Below are 23,142 nucleotides of genomic sequence, written 5' to 3' on the forward strand. Positions count from 1 at the left end.
AAACACATAATCCAACACATACCTCCCTTTTAACATCCCAAAAAATACAAATCACTGGAAAACTGGTAGATATTTTTTTGTCATCTATTTTTTAAACACCCAATATTTCTGCATCAAAAAATTAAAACCAAGTGAAACGAGAATTTCCACAATAATTTTCGAATAATACGGATTCAACGAAAGGTGATCAACTAAAAAGAATATACCTATTGATTTTAAAAATATGCTACCTACAACGACCACAACAAATTTCCCTAGCTGCTCACCTACCGGGGTGCTCGTACTATCAAAAGTCCAATACCTATTAATCGTAAAATTAACGACGGCCCCTAATGAACCACTAACAATATTCGATATATACGCCGTGAAACCTAAGACCTGTATACCAATAGAATAAATAGCAAAATCAAATAGTCCACCCAGAAAAGCGGACAACTGTGCCTTCCCGAAGGAAAGAAAAAAGTCACGTATTTTTGCTTTACGCTTCTTTTTCATTAGCGGTAACCTCCTTGTTCTTCTTTTCTTCCCAATCCCGCTGATCACCCATATTCAACAATTTCTTGGTGTCTACGCAATTGATTACGAACAAAGCTATACAAATAATAATAACCAAATAATTAATACTTCCTGTAAAAAGGACTTCAAATAACAATACTGCACATATAATCACCCGAATTTCTGTAGGGCCCAACAAGCCCGCATCAATAGTATACTTATCCGTTATTCGGTAACGGAGTTGCGAAATAATCATTGCCCAGCCGTACAATGCGACTAACGCAAAACCAGAATATTTAAAATCACCCGTCGCATAAAACACATATCCCAACCCTATCATCACGGTACTGATCCAGTCCATGACGATATCCAATGCAAAGCCATACCACTTACGCGACTTATTACGATAGTAAGCAATACGCCCGTCCAGTGAATCTCCGAACCACTGCACAAAAAAACCTACAATCCCCAATAATAACCAAGGTCGCGCCACATACTCTGCTAAGAGGAAGCTTCCCAATATCATAAATGAACCAAACAGCCCGATAGCCGTCAAACCATCAGACGAAATCCAATCTGGAATACGTGGTACCAGATAAGAAATTAATTTTTGTTCTGAAGAACTTAAAATATTTGTCCTCTTCCGGTCCTGGAAAAGCTTTTTATTTATTTTTTGACTCATCATATAGCCTTTAAAACCAATTATTTTTTTTGTACCATAGCAGGCTGTCAACCAATCCACTATTTAAATCATATTGTGGATGGTATTCTAGTCTTTGCTCAGCATGTGTGATATCGCAACTCCAATTCTCCGCGGTTAATTCCCCTAAACGTTCGGGGTAAATTACTGGGGTCCTCGGTGATTTTCGATACAACCATTGGGAAATCTGCGCCACTGTTTTGACGATAGCATAGGGCACATGAATCCGAATAAGCTTTCTATGAAATGTTTTTTTAAAAATTTCCGCCATTTCATAACGGGAATAAACGCGCCCATCCGAAATATTAAAAATATCCAGTCCCATTTGAGGAGAGAGATAAGCAGCACGTAACAAAACATCCACCAAGTCCTTCACGTATACAAAAGAAAGCTTCTGAGGTGCTCTCCCCACGTACGCATCCAGCCCCTTGTTCATGGTATTGAACAAGATAAAAATATCTTTTTCACGTGGACCGTATACTGCCGTAGGCCTAATAATGGAAATCGGCTTATCTGCAAATTTTGCAAAAACCATCTTTTCCGCTTCTCGCTTACTACGCCCATACATCGTCACGGGATTATACGGTGTGGATTCTGTTATCGGCCCATCAAGATAACGCAATGGCCCAATAGCAGCGAGACTACTCACAAAAACAAAACGTTTGGGTGGTTCTGGAGCTCGAAAAGCTGCTTCCAATAATCGCTCGGTCACACCAACATTCGTGTTCATCATTTCCGCTTCCGATTTCGCTTTTGTCATCGCCGCCGCGTGAATAATATAATCGTATTTTTCGGCGACGAATAATGCCGCTAATGAACTTATTTGATTAAAGTCAGGATAAACGAATTTTTTGACAAATGGCTCAATATCGGCAATCGGACTGGACGGGCGCACAGCGGCATGCACTTCGTAACCGGCTTCAAATGCTGCAGAAACTAAATGAAAGCCCACAAAACCACTCGCTCCGGTTATTAAAATCTTTTTCGTCATATCGCTTTCTCATACAGACGATAGCGCTTATAGAATTCAGCGTTAATTTGTTCGATGGCGTGGTTCATCATATAATTGTCGTCCAACATCCAGGAACATTCTGCACCCTCAATTCCCGATGGAATTGCATTTTTTATAATAAGACCGTACAGACAAGCCTCTATACCCAATTTTCGATATCCCTCTAACACTCCTAGCATCAAAACTCGAATCATTTTGATCTTTTTCAAGCCAAAAAGCAATTTGAATATACCAAACGGCAATAGCCTACCTTTTTTTATATGAACTAAAATTTCGTTAATATTTGGAATTCCCAACGCAAAACCGACAATCTCCTCTCCCCGCTCTGCCACAATACAATATTTTGGGTCCACAATCATCTTCAACTCTTTAGCGGTATAATCAAACTCTTCATCCGTCATGGGAACAAAACCTAGATTTTTGTCCCAAGCTTTATTATACACCGCTTTTATTTTCTTCGCTTCGTTCGCAAAATCTTTTAAATTGATCTGACGCAGGACGATGCCCGATCTCCGCAATCTTTCCTCTAATCTCTCCAACAGAAGCACGGAACGCCGATTGGCTGTTTCCGTCGTAACAAGATAAGCACGTAGATCTACTTTTTTGTTGTAGCCAGCATGCTCAATCAGATCCAGATAATAACGAGGGTTATAGGGCATCATCACCATAGGTGGCTTATCAAAGCCGTCCACCAGAAGCCCACAAGTGTCATTCGTGGTGAGGTTAATAGGTCCTACGATACATGTCCCTCCTTTGGACTTCACCCATTCCGCAGCCGTATCGAGCAGTTTATTCGCTACCGCTTGATCATTAATGGATTCAAAGAAACCAAATTGCCCCTCAGATACTTTGTTAAAAGTATTGTGATTGGTATTCCATATGGCCAAAACACGTCCAACGATACGCCCGTCCTTATAAGCAAGGAAAGGTTGCGCTGACGAATGCTTATAAAATGGATGTTTATGTGGAGAGAGTAAGTCCTGTTGCCCTAAAAACAATTCAGGCACATAATTTGGATCCTTCGCATACAAATTATGTGGCAAATCGATAAATTGAGCGATTTGCTTCTTTGTTTGAACAGGAATTATCTCTATCATTTTCTTAACTTATGAAAGACTCTACTTCCAAGGTTTTGAATACTTTGGACATTTTGTCTACGGCCTCGTCTATTTGTTCAAAAGTATGGGTTGCCATCAACGAAAAGCGTATAAGCGATTCTTCGGCAGGCACCGCCGGAGCGACGACCGGATTAACGAAAACACCATTGTCCTGCAGCATTTTCGTAACATAATATGTTTTGTCGTTGTTACGGATAAAAATCGGTAAGATTGGACTTTCAGTAAACCCTAAATCGAAACCTTGTTCGAGCAAAAGCCCTTTTGCATAATTTGTATTTGCCCACAATTTCTCTATATGTTCCGGCTCGGTTTGAATAATTTCCAATGCTTTTAATGTTGAAGCTACTGAAGCCGGCGTCATGCTGGCGCTGAACATCAATGAACGCGCACGATGTTTTAGATATTCAATGGTATCCGCGTCTGCCGCTACAAAACCACCCAACGACGCCAACGATTTGCTGAACGTTCCCATAATCAAATCGACTTTATCAGTCAAGCCGAAATGAGAAGCCGTACCGGCTCCTTTGTCGCCTATCACGCCTAAACTATGGGCATCATCACACAAAATTGCCGCATCGTACTCATCAGCTACAGCAACTAATTCAGGAAGCTTTACAATATCGCCTTCCATACTGAAAATACCATCTGTAGCAATTAGCTTAAAGCTGTCTTCCGGAAGTCTAGCAATCTTAGAGCGCAAATCATCCATGTCATTGTGTGCGTATTTGATGACTTTGGAAAACGACAATCTACTTCCGTCAATAATGGAAGCATGATCCCTTTCATCTAATAATATATAGTCATTACGTCCAGTTAGACAAGATAACGGCCCCAAATTAGATTGAAAACCTGTACTGAACAATATCGCCGCCTCTTTACCTACATAGCTTGCTAATTTTTCTTCCAATTCTACATGGATATCTAATGTTCCATTTAGAAAACGAGACCCCGCACACCCGGTACCATATTTCTCCAACGCATCTTGCGAAGCTTTTATGATTCTCGTATCTGTTGTCAACCCTAAATAAGAGTTTGAACCGAACATCAACACACGTTTGCCATCAATCAAAACCTCCGTATCCTGTTTAGATTGAATAGGTCTAAAATAAGCGTAAAGATTATTAGACTTAATTGGCTCTAGTTCACTCTTTAGGAACTTAGATGTTCTTTCACTTAACTTTCCCTTACTCATGCTGTAGGTGTTTGTATTCTATGTGACATAATTTCTATAATGCAAGTTAATTTAACTTTTGACTTTTTTTAATTAATCGTCAAAAATAAATTAAAAAAACAAAAATATACAATTCCCCTCCCAATCAAGTCGTTAACCATATTATGTTATTAATTGACAACCCTATAGGACTCGTCTTGCATATTTGCAGTCCAAAAAAACCGGAGCAAACATACAAAATTCTCCCGATTGAATGGCATTTAAAAACCATATAAATATCATAAAATTAAATTATTGTTAAGATATTACCAACAGTTTATCACGAAAAGTTAGATAAACCTACAAAATCCTTATTTTTGCGTTTAAATCAATTTGAAATGGCGATATCGGCAAATATAAATATCAAGAATAAACGTGCATCTTTTGAATATCATCTGCTGGATAGGTATACCGCAGGGATCTGTCTGCTGGGTACTGAAATCAAGTCTATCCGACAAGGAAAAGCAAATATCAACGATAGTTTCTGTGCTTTTTTTGAGGATGGTTTATACATTCGCAACATGCATATTGCCGAATATTCATTTGGCTCCTTCTATAACCACGAGGCAAAGAGGGACCGTCAGCTTTTATTGACCAAAAAAGAACTGAAAAAATTAAAAGAAAAGGGAGAAGAAAAGGGTTTCACCATTGTTCCTTTACGTATTTTTATCAACGAAAGGGGTTACGCTAAAATAGAGATAGCCTTAGCACAAGGTAAAAAAGATTTCGATAAACGGGAGACTATCAAAGAACGGGAAAGCAAAAGGGAACTCGATCGAGCGATGAAAAGGTAGCGGTTCCTTTTTTTACATGCTTGCATATTGTCCGGGGGTAATCCCCTCACGCTGCCTAAACAGACGGACAAAATAATTTACATCGGAAAAACCCGAAGAAAAACAAGCTTCTTTAACGCTACCGGATTGCTTCAATATCTTTTTAGCGTATGCCAGTCGCTCTCGTATAACAAACTCCATGGGGCTAATACCAAACTCTGCTTTAAAATCCCTAGAAAGCTTACTTTTGCTCATCCCTACATGTACACAGAGCTTATCAACGGACAATCTCTCCGTCATATTTTCCTTTATATATTGTTTGATACAGGTAAAAACAGAACTATTTTTTGCTGTCGACTCCTCAAGAACCAAAAGCCCCTGCATCTGCATAATTCGAATCAACAGTTCTTTAAATACCAGGTCTGCCAGCGCTTCTTTATGTATATCACCGCTTAACGTCACTTGAAAAAGGCGATTTGTTAGGCGTACAAGCTCCTCGTTATTACTGAAATGAAATTTATCCAGTTGGAATGTCCAGTTTGAACCGTATCCTTTTTTCGGATAGAACTCGTTAAGGTAATTGATAACCTCTGTTATTTTTTCGTCAGCTACGGTAATAGCTGTACATTGGGTCGGTGCTTCCATACCCGCATCGGGAAAATCGATGAGCATCTGTGTTTGCTCCGGTAACAAAAGAGTTTCCCCCGGATAGTAATCGAACGAAACTTTGTCCTGAAGATGCATCACTTTCTTCCCTTTTATCATATTAATAATGACCAAATCACTAAATCGAAGAGGAACTAACGCACTTGCTTCATACGTTTCAAAAATGTTCAACTCAAAATTAGGCAATGTGTAAGCTCTTCGGTTTTCTATTAAACTGTGAAGTTCTTTCCTACCGGAAAAAGGCAGCATTTTCAGTTGATGGTTTTTGGCCATATATCCTCCTATTAACGAATCAATTATAGCCAAATATAACAAAAAAACAATGCAAGAATTACTTTAGCTCTTATCTTATATGAAATGGTACTGTCACATCGAATAGACTGGTTATTATAACGAATACAGGGATTAATTATGCTACTGTTTGACAGAATAATGCTATCAAAAACAGATATCCATAAGTACATTTGTTTAGCTAACAAACCGCGTTAAAAAGGAAATGACATGAGTACAATTAAAAGACCCACGTTCAAAGAACGTTATGACAATTACGTCGGCGGCAAATTCGTCGCTCCCGTTTTAGGCAAATATTTTGATAACATTTCGCCTGTGGATGGCAAAGCTTTTACCCAAGTCGCCCATTCCACCAAGGAAGACTTGGATATAGCTGTAGACGCAGCCGCAAAAGCTTTCGAAAGCTGGAGTAAAACCTCCGCTACGGAGCGGAGTATTATCCTGAATAAGATCGCGGACCGTATGGAGGAAAATCTGGAATACCTCGCTGCCGTAGAAACGATTGACAATGGTAAGGCTGTCCGGGAAACTTTGAACGCCGATATACCTTTAGCTATTGATCATTTCCGTTATTTTGCAGGTGTTATCCGCGCAGAAGAGGGATCAGTAAACGAGCTTGACGCAAACACGGTATCACTTATTGTACACGAACCTATCGGTGTCGTAGCACAAATTATCCCGTGGAACTTCCCTATCTTAATGGCGGTTTGGAAACTCGCTCCAGCATTAGCTGCCGGCTGTTCTGTTGTACTTAAACCCGCAGAAAGCACACCTACTTCCATTATGGTGCTTATGGAACTGATCGGCGATTTGATACCGGATGGGGTAGTGAATGTCGTCAATGGTTTTGGTTCGGAGTTAGGACGGGCACTTGTTACCAATCCAAAAGTGGCCAAAGCTGCCTTTACGGGATCTACGGCTACTGGACGTCTGGTGATGCAATATGCTACCGAAAACATTATTCCAGTTACGCTGGAACTGGGCGGTAAATCTCCCAATATCTTCTTCAGTTCGGTTATGGACGAAGACGATTCCTTTTTAGACAAAGCCGTTGAAGGTGCGGTACTGTTTGCCTTTAATCAAGGAGAGATTTGCACCTGTCCATCCCGTTTATTAATCCAAGAGGATATTTATGATCGGTTTATTGCCAAAGTGATTGATCGCGTCAATCAGATAAAAGTTGGCAATCCGTTAGACCCCACTACCATGATGGGCGCTCAGGCGTCTAAAATACAACAGGACAAAATCATGTCTTACCTTAAATTGGGTAAAGAAGAGGGCGCTGAGGTGCTGACCGGCGGAGATGCCAATGATATTGGAAACGGCTTTGAAGAGGGTTACTACATCCAACCTACTCTTTTTAAAGGTCATAACAAGATGCGTATTTTCCAAGAAGAGATTTTCGGCCCAGTACTTGCCGTAACGACGTTCAAAGATGAAAAAGAAGCGATTGAAATTGCGAACGATACGCTCTATGGTTTGGGTGCTGGTGTGTGGACAAGGGATGCCCACCAGCTCTATCAAATTCCACGTGCTATCAAAGCTGGACGTGTATGGGTGAATCAGTACCATGCTTATCCTGCAGGAGCGCCATTTGGTGGCTACAAACAATCCGGTATAGGCCGTGAGAATCACAAAATGATGCTCGCACATTACCGTCAAGCAAAGAACATGTTGATTTCATACAGTAAGGAGAAGTTAGGTTTCTTTTAAATTACGGAGAAAGTTGGTGCGTTCACGCATGGCAACTTTAAAAGCGTTCATTGTAAATACTAAACAACAAATTAAGATCGTTAGGGGGGAAAGCATTTGCGCCTCCTAACGTATCTTTATACTTCATAAACGGATATAGTCATGATAAAACGATTAGATGTTACAGATAAAGCAAAGAAACTGATTCATGAATTAACCGAAAAGCATGGTGAGTTGATGTTCTATCAAGCAGGGGGATGTTGCGAGGGCACACAGCCACAATGTTTTGAAAAAGGTGGTTTTTTCCCCCGAATGAACGACGCGATGATTGGACTGGTGGAAGGATTTGAGTTTTGGATAGACCGTGATTTATTTGAATACTGGAAATACTCACATTTCACATTGGACGTGCTGGATGGTTTTGGGCCAGGCGGGTTCTCCTTGGAAACACCGCTAGGAAAGACGTTTAAAGTACATTATCGGCTATTCACCGAAGAAGAGTTAAATGACTTAGAGCCCGTTGTCCGAAGTGAATAAAGTTTGTCTAACGTCGATCGATTCCTACTCCAAATCCAATCCTTGAACTACGGGAATAGGTTGTTTTTTCTCGTCCAACGCCACAAAGGTAAACATCCCTTGAATAGCCAATTCCCTTCCCTCTTCATACATCTTTTCCAAAAAGACTTCTACCTTCACTTTGATGCTTGTTCTCCCCACACTATGCACCCGTGCGATAGCCTCTATGATACTGCCATTCGGTATAGCTTTCTCAAAGTCAATCCGATCTGTGGAAACCGTTACGAGACGCTTACGACAAAATCGGGTTGCAGCCATAAACGATACTTCGTCCATAATGGCCATAGCCTTCCCACCAAATAATGTATCGTGATGGTTGGTCAAAAAGGGGAACACTGTGGTACATACCCGTGTTTCTGATTCGTTAATTTTTTCTTCTAGTGTCATTTTTAGTGGTGAATAATTAAGTCGATTCCACATCAATTCCGATACCTTTCAATAATAGCGATGCATTGAAAATCGTACAGCGTCCATCTTTCAATTTATAATCAAAAAGCATTTCTCCCTCTTCTACGCGAATATCAAAATGGTAATTTTGCACCTTACCTACATTTTCCTCTTCAAGTGATGCCAGTTGTAAATCATGTGTAGCCACCATCCCTTTGCCCTCCATAACGATTAATTTACGAATGATAGCACGAGAACCTAAATACTTATCCACCGAGTTTGTCCCGCGCAACATTTCATCAATAAGAAAAAAACTATCTTTATCCTGTTTCACCGTGTCCAATATGAACTTCATCCTATCCAATTCTGCTTTAAAGGTGGATGTACTCTCGTTTAAAGAATCTTTAATCCGCATATAGGAAATAAGGTTATATATTGGCAATTTGAATACAGCAGCACAGACCACTGCACCGGCATAAGCCAATATGGCATTAATACCAATGGTTCGAAGAAATGTACTTTTCCCGGCCATATTGGATCCGGTAACCAAGGCAATACGATGATGTTCGTTGCTGTAATCATTCGCCACAGATTGTGACACGGGAATCAGTGGGTGTGCAATCTCCTTTGCCAAGATTTTATCGTCCGCTGTATTACGCAGCAGTTCGGGAGTAGTCCAAGTAGGATGGTTACGCTTTAATATAGCCAACGAATTTAATGCTTCAAATTCCGCGATAACATCAAAGGCTTCTAAAATGTCTCCTTCATACTTTGATTTCCACTTCACAATCTTTATCACGTATTTAAAATCCCAAAGAAAGATAATATTGAGGATAGCGCCCATCAGCATATTGTTTCGTGCATCCAGGTTATTGATAAGCTTTGATAATTCTTGAAAGGCACTGGATAGTGGTTTTCCTCCGGCGCTCAGCTGTTCCTGCAAACGCTGGTTTTCTGATGATGTAAAGGTCTTCTCTTCTACCAGGGCGAGTCCTTCCGCATAAGCTGCTAAAATTTGTCCTACCTTGTCTATCCTACTCGAAAACAAACCTACTTTTCCAGCCAACCCCAATGTCCAGAATAAATGTGCTAATCCCAACAGCAACAATCCTGTCCATATAGGCGTTACAAACAACGAGAACAACAGCAACGCTAACAAAACAAAAGGAGCGATAGGTACATACAACCGCATAAATGCGCTTCCAAATGCCAAGTTTGATCCTTGGAAATAACGTACCAAAAAAGACTTGACTTCTATATTCTGATGGATATTAAATAACAGTCTAGCTTGGAAGTTTTGGCTCCATTTTAAATCATCCGCTATCTCCGCTATTGCTCTTTGCCTGTCTTCTATTTCCTGTTTCGTAGCTGCACGTTGCAACCAATCGGCTAATTTTGCTATCCCTAAAGCCGTTGCACATCGATTGATTAATGAAAACAAGGAGAATTGGCCGAAAATATCTAAATCTGATGTATAGGGATGTCGACCATCTTCAAATTCTACTCCGTCATTGTAAAGGGTCTGACGGCTATCCCGTACCGTTATCTCATTTTCATTAATCTGTAAGAAAGCCTCTGCATCGGCATGTTGTTTTTCCAATTTGCTCTGCCGTCTTACTAAAAACGCAAATACCAACACAATAGTTAAAACAGTCAATAATAAGTGCAATATGTTTTCCTGTTGAACCAGATAGAACAATAAAGCGCCCCCTCCGATGATGACGAATAAACGGGCAAAACTGTTTTGGTTTATCGATTTATGCAGACGCTGAATTTCTTCTTTCGTCTTTTGAATATGCTCTTGATATTTTTGATAATAAATCATGTGCTAATATTTAGTGTTTTAAATTCCGGAAGCCTACCACGCCTGGTCTCCTACTAACGGAACAAAACGAAACGTATCGAGCTCTATACGTTCAAAATCATTTTCTCCTACACGCAAGATGGTCACCATTTTTTGGGATTTCTCATCTCCAACAGGAATGACCAGTATTCCCCCGTATCTTAATTGCTTCAGCATCACTTCGGGTACGAAAGGAGCTCCTGCGGTAACGATAATTTTATCATATGGTGCATGTTTAGGAACGCCCCGTGAACCATCTCCGAGAAAAAAATGTGGCTTATATCCCATATAAGGTAACACTTGAATGGTTCGACGGTATAAACTTTCCTGTCGCTCAATGGTGAATACTTCCGCACCCAATTCTATCAAGATGCAAGTCTGATAACCCGATCCTGTTCCGATTTCCAATATTTTATCTCCTTTTTTTACGTGGAGCAATTCGGATTGGTAGGCGACAGTATAAGGTTGCGAAATAGTTTGTCCATCACCAATGGGAAACGCAATATCTCGATAGGCCTGATTCCAGAATGTCTCATCAAAGAAAAAATGACGAGGCACTTTTCCGATAGCCTGTAATACGCGCTTATCTTCTATACCTCGTTTTTCCAAATGCTTGACGAGTTGCTTTCTTGCTCCTCTTTCCCGATAGTTGTCTACAAACTTATACGCCATTATATCCCAAAAATACCATTGTTAATAGACATTTCATCTATTAAAATGCAAAATATTTAAGTTCAATACGATAAAAAAAGTTTCGCTATATTGCATTTGTTAAGGGTGGGCCGATGTCCTTAACACTTAAATACTTTAAAAACACAATTAAAAATGAAAAAACTGTATTTCTTTATTCTTTTATCCATCAGTGCGGTATCTATTACTTTTGCTCAAAGCGTAAAAGGCGACCGCAACGGTGACGGTATTGTCAAAATTTTAGCGATAGGCAATAGTTTCTCCGAAGATGCTATCGAAAATTACCTGTACGATCTGGCAATCAGTACAGATAAAAAAACAATCATTGCCAATCTGTATATCGGCGGAGCCCCGTTGTCGTTACATCTAAAGAATGCCAACGAGGATGCGAACAAATATCGTTATCGGAAAACTGGACTCGATGGCAAGAAAAACACCACACAGGACGTCAGTATCTCACAGGCGCTCAAGGATGAGCATTGGGATTATATCAGCTTTCAACAAGCTAGCCCCCTTTCGGGAAAGTATGATGCGGTTATGGAAAGCTTACCTGGACTGGTGCACTATGTGCGTGAAACGGTAAATCCCGAAGCACAATTTGTTTATCACCAGACATGGGCTTATCAACATGATTCAACCCATAAAGGTTTTGCAAACTATAATCGTGACCAAATCACAATGTATAATGCGATTGTCGATGTTTCCAAGAAAGTATCCAAACTGGGCGATTTTAAATATATTATTCCCGCCGGCACGGCGATCCAGAACGCACGGACCAGCTCTATGGGAGACACTTTTACCCGTGATGGTTATCATCTGCAATTAGATTACGGTCGTTTTACAGCTGCGTGTACATGGTATGAAAAAATCTTCAGCGAAGATGTTCGCAAGAACCCGTATAGACCAGAGAAAGTAACAGAATTACAGGCAAAAATAGCGAAAGAAGCGGCTCATGCGGCGGTTAAGAAGCCGTATAAAGTTTCTAAAGTAAAATTGTAGGTATCCGAAAAGGATTGTTAAACCGTTTATTTTGTCATAGTGATTGCCGACTGCGAAGCGGGCATCAGGGTCGAATACGGGATTCTTGGGGGCTGATGCAACATTGTATCTAAACACCTGAAAATCTATGCCGTTTTCAGATCCTTCAGGACGGCAAAAGAGTGTAATACCATACTATTACACTCTTTTTTTATTACCGTTTTAATAGACGAAAAGCAGGAAATCAAGTAATCTTCCTATTGTCACTTCCTATTCGTAAAAATACTCTGCAATCCTTTCACTTCCTCTACTATCTTCTAATGATCTCTTAATTATATAATTGTGTTTATCTTTTTCATATTGAAAAACCAAAATATTTCCATTTTCATTTTCTATACTCGCAGGGACTTTTTGAGAATAAACCATTCCATATAATTGAATTTGGGCAATAAATGAATGCTCCATCGTTATCGCCAAGGGGATGCCTATATTATTTCCATCCGGAAAACCATTTTTAAGGTTATGGTCGTATGTAAGGGTAGATCGATCAAACTTGCTAAACATTCCTGTCGCAAAATCCGGAGAAACGATATCTAAGGAAAAACCGCTTGACGCTATAAATCGTAGTACATCGTCGGAAAATGAAATACTACTTTCATACGATTCATCTCCAGTGACTACCATCTTCATTGGGATATCGTCATTGTTATAAGTAAAGGTAAAATCAAAATTCCTATAACCTCTCATTAGCTTAATTTTATCCACGTTTCCAGCATCATTATATATGAAATCAATCTCATACCCAACTGTTCCATCTGAATAAATCATGCTTATGACACGTCCTTTTGCATCATATTTATAACGCATCACGTCTACATCTGTCGGGATATCTTTGTAATAACTCTTCGTCATCACCAATCTTTTGTTGGGGTTCTCCTCTTGTGGATCATCTTTGCCACAAGCGACAACTGTCAATATGACGCCGATGATACCCACAAAAATCGACGTACTTTTTTTTATCGTCTTTTTCATTTTTTTCTTCTTATATCCGTCGACTTCACTCACAGTTAGTTCCTGCTCTCCGGCAGTTGCCCTGTACACATATCTTTTGCTACTTTAATAAATTGTCATTCTGAGGCTTGTAGAAGAATCTAAAAACTATTATAGTTAACAGACCCTTCCTATCGTCAAGATGACAAAAAGGGTAACATTCAAACTTTTCGGGTACACTCCCCCGTATTATGTCATCTGATATCCGAGTGCTTTCGGTCTAATCATCGTTTCGCGATACACCTTACCGAAACGGTCGGTGACTTTTATTTCTAACGTACTGGTGGGCGAAGATGCTTTTACTTTAAACATGTGCGCTGTCCTGCTCGTCACAAAATCAGCTGTTGGTACAGCATTCACGTTGAGTCGCTGCGCCGAATAGGAAACAATGTGTAACGGATCCAGAACAGACACGCGCGTAACTGCCAATGTTTGCCCATTTTCCGTCACTTCTATTTGCCAGTTTTTGTCATAGTTCCATACATTGATTAACACCTCATTGTTTGTGTTTGCCGTAGCGTATTCTGCAGCGTAGGTATTCCATGCGGAGCCTGTATAATTTGGTGCAAAGATCTCTTTCGTGATATGGCACTTGTTTAGGTCGTATGCTCTGAATTGATAATCCGTTGGATGACCAATCCCTTTGTATGTCCATTTTAAATCGTTTCCATCCATCTCCCATATAGCATAGCCTCCCGGTGCGCCGTCTTTGCAGATGTGATTTTGGGCTGCATAACTAGGATGTCCTGTCCACCACCAAGTCGCACAGACAGCAGCCGTATTATGTTCCATGATAGCAGGGGTAGCATCCCGTTCGATATTATAATTGATGTGCGTGTGTCCGGTCAGCATATGTACTTTCGTAAATCCGTTCAGTGCATCGACAAATTCCTGCGCATTGCTAAGGCGGTAGCCAGTCGTCTCGTTTCCACCGGACAATCCCGGATTTGTATGAAGCTGTATGTGCATCGAAATCACCAGTGGTGCATTCTTGTCTGTGATCGTCGCTAAATCTTTTTTTAACCAGGCAATTTGATCGGCAACGATCTTCGCATTGTAGTTTCTGTTATTGGTATTGAGGTATTCGATGTTGTCCAGCACGATGTAGTGTACTTTTCCGATATTAAACGAATAATAAGTAGGTCCGATGACATCCCGGAATCTATCTTCGGCACCCCAGTCGGCGACAAAGTTGGGGTCATTATCATGATTACCCATCGTATTGAATACCATAGCGTCAATCTTATTCATCTCCGTAAGGTATTGTGGAAGACCATAATTGTTTTGATACCAGTAGGTCTCCCAGGTCATGTCGCCCAAGGTCAAGGCATATACCTTTGTGCCAGTATTTTTATAGGCTTGGATGGATTGGTTGACATCCGCTAGAAAACCCTGTTGAAACTGGTTAATATCACCGTTACGATTGGCCAAGTGCATATCGCCCAATACCATAACGACGTGCTTGTCGTTATTGACGGCCGTCAACTCAAAATCTTTGATTTCTACCACATTCGCCGCTTGGCCGAGCCGCTGGAAAAATTGTGGAGCCTTTCCTGATGTAGATACTTCATAGTTACCCGGAATAGACACGAAAACATATTTTCCTTTTTTTGCCGAAGGCAGATAATAAATACCGTTTTCGTCGGTTTTCGTTACTTCAAAACCATCCGACACGACGACATTGGCAAGACCGACACCGGCTGCATATACAGAGCCTTTTATGGTCATACCTTCTCTGTCGGGAATATGGGCATTGAAATATATATTGATCACTGTCGAGCCCAACATGGACGACTGCGTGCCACGCTTTACAGTCACCCTATACGTGCTGCCCGATATTAAATCTTCCGGCAAGACAACGGTAATGTTATTATCCGTTACTACCTTAGCATCAACAGTATATCTGTTGGTCAAATATTCGAATATGATCTGATCTCCTACCGCGAACCCCTTGCCCTGGATAATCAGATCCGCTCCCTTATTCGTGTCAATACGCGAAGGTATAACGGCACCGATAATAGCCAGCTTGCCATCATCTTTTCCATCCGGATCAGGAGTCGGATCGGGATCAGGTTGCGGCGAAGATTTTGAACAACTATATAAACTAAATGTTAATCCAAGACCGGTAATAAAAGAGTTTTGGATAAAAGTACGTCGGGTATAATGGAGGTTCTTTTTCATTTTTAAATATTATAATGGATTTCTCGATATAACTTAACAGCCCGCGGTTTGAACCGCGGGCTGTTAAGTTATACAATATTGGAATTACTCTTGAACGGTAACAACAATATCATCTAGGAATATACGGTTTTTATTTAGAGGTTCCAGACCACGTAAATCTAAAGCCCCCCCTAGGAAGCGAATTTGCGTTTCCGCTGTAGAACCAGTGATAACGAATGATCGCTCGGTGCCGGCGGCTGTCCAAATTAGCGTACAGGTTGGATCCGCATTATAATCAGGCCAGTTGTCGATCGTAAACTCACTCACACTGACAGTACCCGGACCAATCACATTCACGTAAAGACGAGTATCATCTTTTGCACCTCCTTCTGTCATATACGGCACCGCTTTAAACTTAACCAATAGATTCTGCGTGCCTTGCACGGCTGATAGTTTAGGCGAAATAAAATCAGATCCATAATTCGTTTTGCCAAGCTTCACAAACCCCTGGCGTGCATACGTCGAGGTAATCTTATCTGCAGATGGTGAAGTTGTCCAGCCCCTTGCCTTTTCTTCGATAGTCCAGTTGTCTATTCTGGTCTCACCGCCTGTGGTATAGAAAATAGGACTTCCATAGGTCAGCCAGTTAAAATCTTCATTAAGAATTGCACTTGCTTCCGCCTGATTGATGGGCAACGAATTGGCTTGCAATACGTCATCCAGATAAAAGTTTAAACTAACACTTCGGGCAGCACCCGAATTTTTACCGACGGTCAGCACAACAGGTGTATCGCCTGTTCCTTCCATTGGTTCTATCGTGACCCAATCGGCTTCTTGATCCGAGAGCTCAACCTTCCATGCCCCTGTAGAACGTATGGTATGGCGCGATGTGACACCGGTCTCCGGAATTTCCAAGCTCGTCAAATCGTCCAGCATAAGATAGGGATCTTTTTCCTCTCCATTACTTGTACTTGACTTTTGTTCGATTTTGAACACGTTGCTTTGCAACCTTCCGTCCACCATAAAAGTCAACACGACCGAACGGTCTTCCGGTGTGATATTCCTAGCAACGGTCAGCGTAAACGTTCCGTCTCCGGTGCCTTCTGCGGGACTGATCTTCACCCACGTCTCCTTGCGCAGGGCTTCGATTTTCCAATTTCCGCTGGATCGGAAAGTATAGGTTTCGGAAGTCCCTTGTGCAGATGCTTCTAGCTCCGAAACGCTATCTGTCAGCTCAAAATAACCACCTTTTTCATCATTATCTTTGTCACATGACAAAAATAACGTGACAAAAAGTAGACAAAAGGCATAAATTACATTCGACAGCGCCACTGGTTTATAATTGTTCGTTTTCATAACTTAATTATCTAAATCGTGAGTCTCTATTCGCAATTCTTCTTTCATCAACCGAGTGGTCCCGTTTATGGTATACGTATAAGAAAGCAAAAAGACATTGTATGTTCTTCCAAAAATTGTCTCTGTTCTGAATAGATTGGGGTAAGTCGGATCGTTATCTAGTTGATTAACCTGAATATCCTTATAGGGTTTTATTATCACAGAATTGTCATCGCTAACTTCCAAAATGATCGCTGTTTTGTTGATATCTTCTACTTCGGACTCGAATGTTTCCGTACCAGCTATTACCCGCACGCTGTTGCGAGTAAGCGGGAATAACCTTTTGTTTGCCGCAGCCGGCATACCATCTGCCGTTCCGATCATGGCGTAGGTATTTTCATTTGCCTGCGTGGCATAATCATTCTTAAGGATGACCTGATACAGAATGGTATTTTTTTTCGGGTTAATTTCAACGCCGGAAGAGAGATCGGTTGCTTTTAGTCCGATAAAATAAGTCGAATCCGGCGACAAGCCATCAGGGTGTAGCTTCACTATTGTACGCCCAGTGCGTTCTCCTGCATTAATCTGGATTTTGTATTCCGGAATCTCATATCTGTCCGCAGACAACGCCCTCGCATATAAACTTTCATCGGCATCAAAAAGTGCCCAGTTGTAGTTCTGCAGTGGTTCGGGATCTTCTTCCAGTCCGATAACCAGATTGCTTCCTGTGGCATGCGTTCCTCCGGCAGAAGCGGCGATATATCCGATCACCTCTTCGCCTGTCAACGAGACAATTTCCGCAAACGTATTATGATAGTCACTGCTGATCAAAGCAACCTCATTTTTATACATTTCTTTTTCAAACAATTCATTGTCTTTGCACGAAGAGAACATCGTGCCAAGGGCAAACATCGCTATATAACTCCTTTTCATTTTTTTCTTCTTTATGGTTTAACCTAGTAGCCCGGATTCTGATCGAGGGAGGGCAATCTTCTCATTTCTGCACGTGGTATCGGTACCCAAACGGACCGTTTATTGACTAACCTCGTGAGGAAAGAGGAAGTACCGGGGATAACGCGCTGGTAGTATGTCTCTCTGTTAGCTCCATCTGGGTTCATACCGCGTATTGGCTCACGCTCGGTTTCCTCATAAATCCCCCAGCGGCGCACATCGTAGAAACGTCTGTTTTCATACAAAAATTCAACCATGCGCTCCCGTTCAATCTGTTTTTGCAACTCCGTCGTACTGTTGAGCTGGTTAGTGGTTAATCCGGGTAGCCCTGCACGGTAACGCACGAGGTTGAAAGAAGCTTTAATCTCTTCTATGTCTCTACTAAGGGTAAACTGTTCATTACCCAGTTGCACCGTATGGCTACCAGTCAAGTTGTTAAGCGCTTCCGCATACGACAAGAGGATTTCTGCATACCGGATGATGGGGTAAGCTTTATCCATGTGCCGGGCACCTGTACCGTTGAACGCATCCATATAATGGTTGAATTTCTTGATCACGTATCCGGTAAGCGGATAGTTCGGCGAAGTAGCCGTTACACCGCCCCTACCATCCAAATCCTGGTAGTAGTATTTAGCCGTATGATTATTAGGCGACTGGCTGGATCCAGCCTGCCACACGGCTTCGTTGAAACCGATGGATGCGTAAAATCGCATTTCACGATTAGCATACATATTATATACACCCGAATTGAGCGGATATCCGGAAAAGTTCCGGGGCGCCGTTGTGAAGCCCGATTCGGAATAATAGCCATCATTGGCCGCCTCTTCTTTGGTACGGCCATCGTCCATTAGGTAGGCATCCACAACTTTCTGGGTAACACTAAAACGTCCCCAGCCACCAAGCGAAGGCGGCATGGATCCACGGCTAATGGCGGTAACCATATACGATGTATTCCTTCCCCAAATCAATTCTTGATTCACTGCGGGCACCGCCTCTCCTGTAAACACATCCGAATAGGATCTAAACGCGTCAATGCCACTAGCGCCATTCGGATAGGGGTTGTAAAAATTAGGATCTGACGTTACGCCCGACGGAAGAACGGGTGTTCTGTCATCAGATAGTACAGTATAGAGCCTGTATCGTCCCATATCCATCACTCTTTTTGCAGCCGCAGCAGCTACTGCCCAACGTCTTTCATCATATTGCTGGGACACATAATGCACATTATCTGTTTTCCGTCTCCAATTCCCAAAATAGGATGCGGCAACAGGTCCACCATTGAACAGCGGACTGGCGTGGATCAGTCGTAAACGTGCTATCAGTCCATATGCTGCTCCTTTGGTAGGACGTCCGAAATCTAGGATATTTCCTTCAGCAGGAAGCAATTGAGCTGCTTTTTCGAGCTCCTCACAGGTGTAGTCCATCGTCTCATCATAGGTACCTCTCGGACGATCGTAATATTCGATGGGTTCGTTGGTATTGACCACTTCGTCTCCCAGTAAGATGGCTGGGCCATAATCGACCAATATATTGTAGTAAGCGTACGCACGGATAAAACGCGTGTATCCTTCAATCCGAATCCGGTCGTTGTTGGTCATATCTTCCGGGCGTTCAAGATTCTCCAAGATGAGATTGCATTTTCGAATAATTTTATAGTAATTGCCCCATTGATTAAGGTTTGGGCTAGAATCTCCGAAGAAGTCCGGCGTGATACGTCCGCTGGCAAAGTCCATTCCATAATAGACATTGTTTGAACCGCCACCGGTGAGCCCATTAATCGCCTCGTCGGTGGCCATGGGTCCCGGTGTAAAGCCCAAACGGATGGTATTTGATTCATCGGGGAACATTTCTGCTGCCCCCCACATATAAGCCTCCATATACCGGACATTGTTAAACACCTCGTCGATATTAAATTCATCGTCAAAGTAATTATCAATATTCAGATAATCCTTGCAGGATGACGCCATGACAATCAGCTGGACGATAATCGCTGCTCTCGTTATTCTTTTTATGATTGATGTTCTCATATCCTTCTTTCTATCTGTATTAAAAGTTAACATACACTTGCAGTGAATAGGTAGACGGTATCGGGTATTTACGACCGTTCCATGCAGCTTGTTCTGGATCAAAAATCTTCACGTTATCCCATATGTAGAGGTTATTGCCTACAAATTGAAGGTCCATCGATTTAAGACCATACCGCCTGAGAAATGTCGGACTTACATGGTAACTTAAGGTAACTTCCTGCAACCTTATATAGCGCGCATCTCCTTCCCAAAATGTAGATAGTTGGGAGTTATTGAGGTTGTTACCGTATTGCAGACGCGGAAAGCGGGCATCGGGATTTTCGGCCAAAGACAGATCAATACCATTCTCTACGGCATAATCACGGGGAATCCAGCGGTTTTTCGGATCAGCCACCATAGTCAGCACATTACCCAGCTCGCCTTCAAAGAATGGCATATAGCCCATTCCATTTGTGATCTCTCGCTCTACACCGTCCCAAGGCGCCCAATCACTTCTATCTCTATGCTTTATAGACTGTCCTACATAGAAAAAGGACGTTTTCCCGGTACCCTTGAAAAGCACACCTAAACTTAGGTTTTTGTATCGGAATTCCCCTCCAAAACCATACATCGTTAACGGATAGTTGCTATGCGTCAGCGGTACTTTGTCTAACTGATCTATGATACCATCCCCATTTACATCTTTATACTTGATGTCACCGGGCATCACGACGCCGAAAGTCTGCTGCGGACTGTACCGGATATCATTTTCGTCTTTAAAGAGTCCAACAGATTGATACCCCCGTATAGAATTATGTGGATAACCATTATATTCTAGATAAGGGTATTCCAGGTAAGCTTGTTCCCAGTTCTGAACCACGTTTTTCGAGTAAGTAAAGTTACCTCGCAATGTAAAACCGAAATCAGGCGTAAGTTGCTTGTTATAACTAATATTTCCGTCAGCTCCCGAGCTTTTCATCCGTCCTACATTGGCAAAAGGGTTTGTTATTACCCCGACGTAGCTCGGCACCTGCACCCGTTGTTGGAATATACCGTTACGCTGGTCCTCAAAAAAGTCGATCACAAAATCGATCTTATCGTCAAAGAGCCTTCCCTCTATACCGATATTGGATTTTATGGCGCGCTCCCAAGCGAGGTTATCCGCCCCGATCCGGGTTTCCGTAATCATTTCAATGCCTCCAACACCCCAAGCGTTTCCAAAACCTTGTTCAACTTTTGTCAAGTATGGAAACCGGACGGCGTTGGTGATTCTGTCATTACCGACCGTTCCATAAGATCCTCTGATCTTGAAATAATTAAGCCAAGGCATTTTCTCTTGGACTGATTTATAGCTCGACGGTACCCAACCCAACGCGACCGAGGGGAAGAAACCGTACTGTCTGCCCGGCTGAAAGTTTTCCGAGCCGGTATATCCAAAATTCACATCCAACAAGTAAGTGTCGCGAAAACCATAGGTAAACCGACTAGACACCCCTTGATAACGCAAAGGAATGGCAGATAGGTTGTTCAAAGCGTCTTTGGTATCTTTCGCATCCTGGATATAATAATATAGCAACGCCGATGTCCGGTGATCTTCATTGAAAACCTGATCATAGTTGACGACAGATTCCATAAAAAATTTGCGATATTGGCGTGTCCGTTGTTCATACCATGCTGCTCTTTCCTGCACGACTTCCTGCATCATGAGATCACCGTTGTAATTTCTACCCATAGCATAATAAAGCGCAGGTTGTACTGATCTTCGCTCTTTAAAGTAAGTATGGATATCATAAGCACCCTGCACCCGGAACTTCAGGCCGTCTAGTACACTTGACAAATTCTGGTTGAGCGCAAGAGTCACTTTGCCTTTATATATTTGTTCGGAGGCTTGCCCTGTGCGGTTGATCATTACATAAGGTGATGATCTATCGTCACCTCCACGACCCGGCAGCAAGCCATTGGAATATTGTGTGGGAATGGCCAATGGAGAGAGCCGTGATTGTGCTCCCCAAATATAATCGGTATTAGCTACACCAGGTTGAGCCAATTCGGATAAAAAACCATCCGATCCCAAAAAGACATTCGTTGTAGGTGTCAGGTTGAGGTCGAGGTTGATCCGGTAGTTGTACGTATTAAAGCCGACATTCGAGCTATACACACTGTTTTCATCTACCTTGTAGGCTGCAGTCTCACTTTTACCACCCAAACTTAGGAAATAGCGGGCAATGTCACTTCCGCCGCGGCCACTTACATAATAACTTTGCCTCCAGAAATTTTTATTGAGGATCTCATCCTGCCAGCTTACATCCGGGTACATATCCGGATCCAGACCGTCCCGGATAATCCCCATCTCGGTCTGGTCGTACAATGGCCCGGCACCTCGGACAATATTCGCCTCGTTAGCTAATTGCGCATAATCATATGCACGTAGATATTCAGGTAATCGATTGAGCCGGGATAACGTTGAATTTGCACGTCCGGTAATCTGAATACGATCCACAAGACCTCTCTTAGTCGTCACTAATACCACACCATTCGCACCACGTACCCCGTATACGGCAGTAGCCGACGCATCTTTCAATATCGAGAAGCTCTCGACATCCGCAGGATCGATGGTATTCAAGTCGCCTTCCAGTCCGTCGATAAGTACCAGGGCACTGCTATTGGCACCGAATGTCCCAATACCGCGCACCCAGAACTCCGCAAGGTTCTGCCCCGGTTCACCGCTGCTTTGCAAGGAAATAACCCCCGCGGCCCTGCCTCCCAACAGATTGGCAATGGATGGCGCCGGAGACTGCAGGTCCTTTACGTCTACGGTCGTAATCGCGCCTACCGAACTAATCTTCCGTTGTGCGGCACCTAAACCGACCACAACGACTTCTTCTATTGCGTCACTTTTTTGCGTAAAGGAGATAGTTAAATTGATGTTCGTTTCGATGGCCAGGTGTTCTACCGATTCGTATCCTACATAACTGAATACAATCCTATCACCATAAACGGCGTTAATACTAAATTTCCCATCATTATCGGTAGATGTACCGGCGGTAGCTTTGTCTTTAACGTAAATGGATACACTGGATAAAGGTTCGCCATTTTCATTAACCACGGTACCGGCAATCGTTACTTCTTTCGTTTGCTGTGCAAACGCCGTCGTAAACCATAGGAACGGCAACATGCACAAAATCTGAATGATCTTCATTATAAATAGG

General features: G+C 42.1%; 19 protein-coding genes. 4 read left to right on the top strand and 15 right to left on the bottom strand.

Going from position 1 to position 23,142, the window contains the following annotated elements; all coding sequences use genetic code 11:
* Nucleotides 1-84: 84 nt before the first annotated feature.
* From FXV77_RS10665 to spt, 5 genes are read right to left on the bottom strand one after another with little or no spacing between them, the layout of a single operon-like run.
* Entirely contained in the window at nucleotides 85-495 is a 411-nt protein-coding gene (locus FXV77_RS10665) for a GtrA family protein (protein WP_148919224.1), read from the bottom strand.
* Entirely contained in the window at nucleotides 479-1,180 is a 702-nt protein-coding gene (locus tag FXV77_RS10670; protein ID WP_148919225.1) for a CDP-alcohol phosphatidyltransferase family protein, read from the bottom strand. Before FXV77_RS10670 ends, FXV77_RS10665 begins: the two co-directional genes overlap by 17 nt.
* Before the next feature lie 7 nt (nucleotides 1,181-1,187).
* A complete protein-coding gene (locus FXV77_RS10675; RefSeq protein ID WP_148919226.1) occupies nucleotides 1,188-2,186 on the bottom strand; it encodes an NAD-dependent epimerase/dehydratase family protein in 999 nt (332 codons plus the stop codon).
* Nucleotides 2,183-3,304, bottom strand: a complete 1,122-nt coding sequence (locus tag FXV77_RS10680) for a hypothetical protein (protein ID WP_148919227.1) — start codon at nucleotides 3,302-3,304, stop codon at nucleotides 2,183-2,185. Before FXV77_RS10680 ends, FXV77_RS10675 begins: the two co-directional genes overlap by 4 nt.
* A 4-nt stretch (nucleotides 3,305-3,308) precedes the next feature.
* Nucleotides 3,309-4,517, bottom strand: a complete 1,209-nt coding sequence (gene spt / locus FXV77_RS10685; protein ID WP_148919228.1) for a serine palmitoyltransferase — start codon at nucleotides 4,515-4,517, stop codon at nucleotides 3,309-3,311.
* Nucleotides 4,518-4,873: 356 nt separating this feature from the next.
* Here spt and smpB point away from each other — a divergent pair, with 356 nt between their 5' ends.
* On the top strand, nucleotides 4,874-5,329 hold the full coding sequence (gene smpB / locus FXV77_RS10690) for an SsrA-binding protein SmpB (RefSeq protein WP_148919229.1): 456 nt from the start codon (nucleotides 4,874-4,876) through the stop codon (nucleotides 5,327-5,329).
* 12 nt (nucleotides 5,330-5,341) lie between these two features.
* Here smpB and FXV77_RS10695 read toward each other — a convergent pair whose 3' ends face one another.
* Entirely contained in the window at nucleotides 5,342-6,247 is a 906-nt protein-coding gene (locus FXV77_RS10695) for a helix-turn-helix domain-containing protein (protein WP_246162418.1), read from the bottom strand.
* A gap of 228 nt (nucleotides 6,248-6,475) precedes the next feature.
* Here FXV77_RS10695 and FXV77_RS10700 point away from each other — a divergent pair, with 228 nt between their 5' ends.
* Together FXV77_RS10700 and FXV77_RS10705 are read left to right on the top strand one after the other, a co-directional pair.
* Nucleotides 6,476-7,978 carry an aldehyde dehydrogenase family protein gene (locus FXV77_RS10700; RefSeq protein ID WP_148919230.1) on the top strand — a complete coding sequence of 501 codons (1,503 nt, stop codon included), beginning with the start codon at nucleotides 6,476-6,478 and terminating at the stop codon, nucleotides 7,976-7,978.
* A 141-nt stretch (nucleotides 7,979-8,119) separates the two neighbouring features.
* Complete coding sequence (locus tag FXV77_RS10705; protein WP_148919231.1) at nucleotides 8,120-8,494, top strand: DUF779 domain-containing protein; 375 nt, start codon at nucleotides 8,120-8,122, stop codon at nucleotides 8,492-8,494.
* A 24-nt stretch (nucleotides 8,495-8,518) separates the two neighbouring features.
* Here the strand turns inward: FXV77_RS10705 and FXV77_RS10710 are convergent, their stop codons facing one another.
* The 3 genes from FXV77_RS10710 to FXV77_RS10720 are packed head-to-tail and all read right to left on the bottom strand — an operon-like array spanning nucleotide 8,519 to nucleotide 11,435.
* The gene (locus tag FXV77_RS10710) at nucleotides 8,519-8,920 is read right to left on the bottom strand and encodes an acyl-CoA thioesterase (RefSeq protein ID WP_148919232.1); all 402 of its coding nucleotides are present in this window, start codon (nucleotides 8,918-8,920) and stop codon (nucleotides 8,519-8,521) included.
* A 16-nt stretch (nucleotides 8,921-8,936) separates the two neighbouring features.
* Nucleotides 8,937-10,745, bottom strand: coding sequence for a MutS-related protein (locus FXV77_RS10715; RefSeq protein WP_148919233.1), 1,809 nt, complete (start codon nucleotides 10,743-10,745; stop codon nucleotides 8,937-8,939).
* A gap of 33 nt (nucleotides 10,746-10,778) precedes the next feature.
* The gene (locus tag FXV77_RS10720; RefSeq protein ID WP_148919234.1) at nucleotides 10,779-11,435 is read right to left on the bottom strand and encodes a protein-L-isoaspartate(D-aspartate) O-methyltransferase; all 657 of its coding nucleotides are present in this window, start codon (nucleotides 11,433-11,435) and stop codon (nucleotides 10,779-10,781) included.
* A 153-nt stretch (nucleotides 11,436-11,588) separates the two neighbouring features.
* Here FXV77_RS10720 and FXV77_RS10725 point away from each other — a divergent pair, with 153 nt between their 5' ends.
* Nucleotides 11,589-12,452: a DUF4886 domain-containing protein gene (locus tag FXV77_RS10725; protein ID WP_148919235.1), complete on the top strand. Its 864-nt coding sequence runs from the start codon at nucleotides 11,589-11,591 to the stop codon at nucleotides 12,450-12,452.
* A 249-nt stretch (nucleotides 12,453-12,701) separates the two neighbouring features.
* On the opposite strand, the gene FXV77_RS10730 is transcribed toward FXV77_RS10725, so the two are convergent.
* The 6 genes from FXV77_RS10730 to FXV77_RS10755 all read right to left on the bottom strand — a co-directional run bounded on the left by FXV77_RS10730 (nucleotide 12,702) and on the right by FXV77_RS10755 (nucleotide 23,132).
* Nucleotides 12,702-13,463, bottom strand: a complete 762-nt coding sequence (locus tag FXV77_RS10730) for a hypothetical protein (RefSeq protein ID WP_148919236.1) — start codon at nucleotides 13,461-13,463, stop codon at nucleotides 12,702-12,704.
* Between the two features lie 207 nt (nucleotides 13,464-13,670).
* Nucleotides 13,671-15,662: a calcineurin-like phosphoesterase C-terminal domain-containing protein gene (locus tag FXV77_RS10735; RefSeq protein ID WP_148919237.1), complete on the bottom strand. Its 1,992-nt coding sequence runs from the start codon at nucleotides 15,660-15,662 to the stop codon at nucleotides 13,671-13,673.
* 84 nt (nucleotides 15,663-15,746) lie between these two features.
* The gene (locus FXV77_RS10740) at nucleotides 15,747-16,997 is read right to left on the bottom strand and encodes a BACON domain-containing protein (protein WP_148919238.1); all 1,251 of its coding nucleotides are present in this window, start codon (nucleotides 16,995-16,997) and stop codon (nucleotides 15,747-15,749) included.
* 3 nt (nucleotides 16,998-17,000) lie between these two features.
* A complete protein-coding gene (locus FXV77_RS10745) occupies nucleotides 17,001-17,909 on the bottom strand; it encodes a BT_3044 domain-containing protein (RefSeq protein ID WP_148919239.1) in 909 nt (302 codons plus the stop codon).
* Between the two features lie 23 nt (nucleotides 17,910-17,932).
* Nucleotides 17,933-19,954: a RagB/SusD family nutrient uptake outer membrane protein gene (locus tag FXV77_RS10750; RefSeq protein WP_148919240.1), complete on the bottom strand. Its 2,022-nt coding sequence runs from the start codon at nucleotides 19,952-19,954 to the stop codon at nucleotides 17,933-17,935.
* Between the two features lie 19 nt (nucleotides 19,955-19,973).
* Nucleotides 19,974-23,132: a SusC/RagA family TonB-linked outer membrane protein gene (locus tag FXV77_RS10755; protein WP_148919241.1), complete on the bottom strand. Its 3,159-nt coding sequence runs from the start codon at nucleotides 23,130-23,132 to the stop codon at nucleotides 19,974-19,976.
* Nucleotides 23,133-23,142: the final 10 nt, after the last annotated feature.

The sequence above is a fragment of the Sphingobacterium phlebotomi genome (assembly GCF_008180195.1).
Taxonomy (GTDB): domain Bacteria; phylum Bacteroidota; class Bacteroidia; order Sphingobacteriales; family Sphingobacteriaceae; genus Sphingobacterium; species Sphingobacterium phlebotomi.

Excerpts from the sequence above, each read along its gene's own strand:
- FXV77_RS10670 (WP_148919225.1), bottom strand. The coding sequence starts at position 1,180 with ATGATGAGTCAAAAAATAAATAAAAAGCTTTTCCAGGACCGGAAGAGG.
- FXV77_RS10695 (WP_246162418.1), bottom strand. The coding sequence starts at position 6,247 with ATGGCCAAAAACCATCAACTGAAAATGCTGCCTTTTTCCGGTAGGAAA.
- FXV77_RS10755 (WP_148919241.1), bottom strand. The coding sequence starts at position 23,132 with ATGAAGATCATTCAGATTTTGTGCATGTTGCCGTTCCTATGGTTTACG.
- FXV77_RS10675 (WP_148919226.1), bottom strand. The coding sequence starts at position 2,186 with ATGACGAAAAAGATTTTAATAACCGGAGCGAGTGGTTTTGTGGGCTTT.
- FXV77_RS10700 (WP_148919230.1), top strand. The coding sequence starts at position 6,476 with ATGAGTACAATTAAAAGACCCACGTTCAAAGAACGTTATGACAATTAC.
- smpB (WP_148919229.1), top strand. The coding sequence starts at position 4,874 with ATGGCGATATCGGCAAATATAAATATCAAGAATAAACGTGCATCTTTT.
- FXV77_RS10680 (WP_148919227.1), bottom strand. The coding sequence starts at position 3,304 with ATGATAGAGATAATTCCTGTTCAAACAAAGAAGCAAATCGCTCAATTT.
- FXV77_RS10735 (WP_148919237.1), bottom strand. The coding sequence starts at position 15,662 with ATGAAAAAGAACCTCCATTATACCCGACGTACTTTTATCCAAAACTCT.
- spt (WP_148919228.1), bottom strand. The coding sequence starts at position 4,517 with ATGAGTAAGGGAAAGTTAAGTGAAAGAACATCTAAGTTCCTAAAGAGT.
- FXV77_RS10725 (WP_148919235.1), top strand. The coding sequence starts at position 11,589 with ATGAAAAAACTGTATTTCTTTATTCTTTTATCCATCAGTGCGGTATCT.
- FXV77_RS10715 (WP_148919233.1), bottom strand. The coding sequence starts at position 10,745 with ATGATTTATTATCAAAAATATCAAGAGCATATTCAAAAGACGAAAGAA.
- FXV77_RS10745 (WP_148919239.1), bottom strand. The coding sequence starts at position 17,909 with ATGAAAAGGAGTTATATAGCGATGTTTGCCCTTGGCACGATGTTCTCT.
- FXV77_RS10710 (WP_148919232.1), bottom strand. The coding sequence starts at position 8,920 with ATGACACTAGAAGAAAAAATTAACGAATCAGAAACACGGGTATGTACC.
- FXV77_RS10740 (WP_148919238.1), bottom strand. The coding sequence starts at position 16,997 with ATGAAAACGAACAATTATAAACCAGTGGCGCTGTCGAATGTAATTTAT.
- FXV77_RS10720 (WP_148919234.1), bottom strand. The coding sequence starts at position 11,435 with ATGGCGTATAAGTTTGTAGACAACTATCGGGAAAGAGGAGCAAGAAAG.
- FXV77_RS10665 (WP_148919224.1), bottom strand. The coding sequence starts at position 495 with ATGAAAAAGAAGCGTAAAGCAAAAATACGTGACTTTTTTCTTTCCTTC.
- FXV77_RS10750 (WP_148919240.1), bottom strand. The coding sequence starts at position 19,954 with ATGAGAACATCAATCATAAAAAGAATAACGAGAGCAGCGATTATCGTC.
- FXV77_RS10705 (WP_148919231.1), top strand. The coding sequence starts at position 8,120 with ATGATAAAACGATTAGATGTTACAGATAAAGCAAAGAAACTGATTCAT.
- FXV77_RS10730 (WP_148919236.1), bottom strand. The coding sequence starts at position 13,463 with ATGAAAAAGACGATAAAAAAAAGTACGTCGATTTTTGTGGGTATCATC.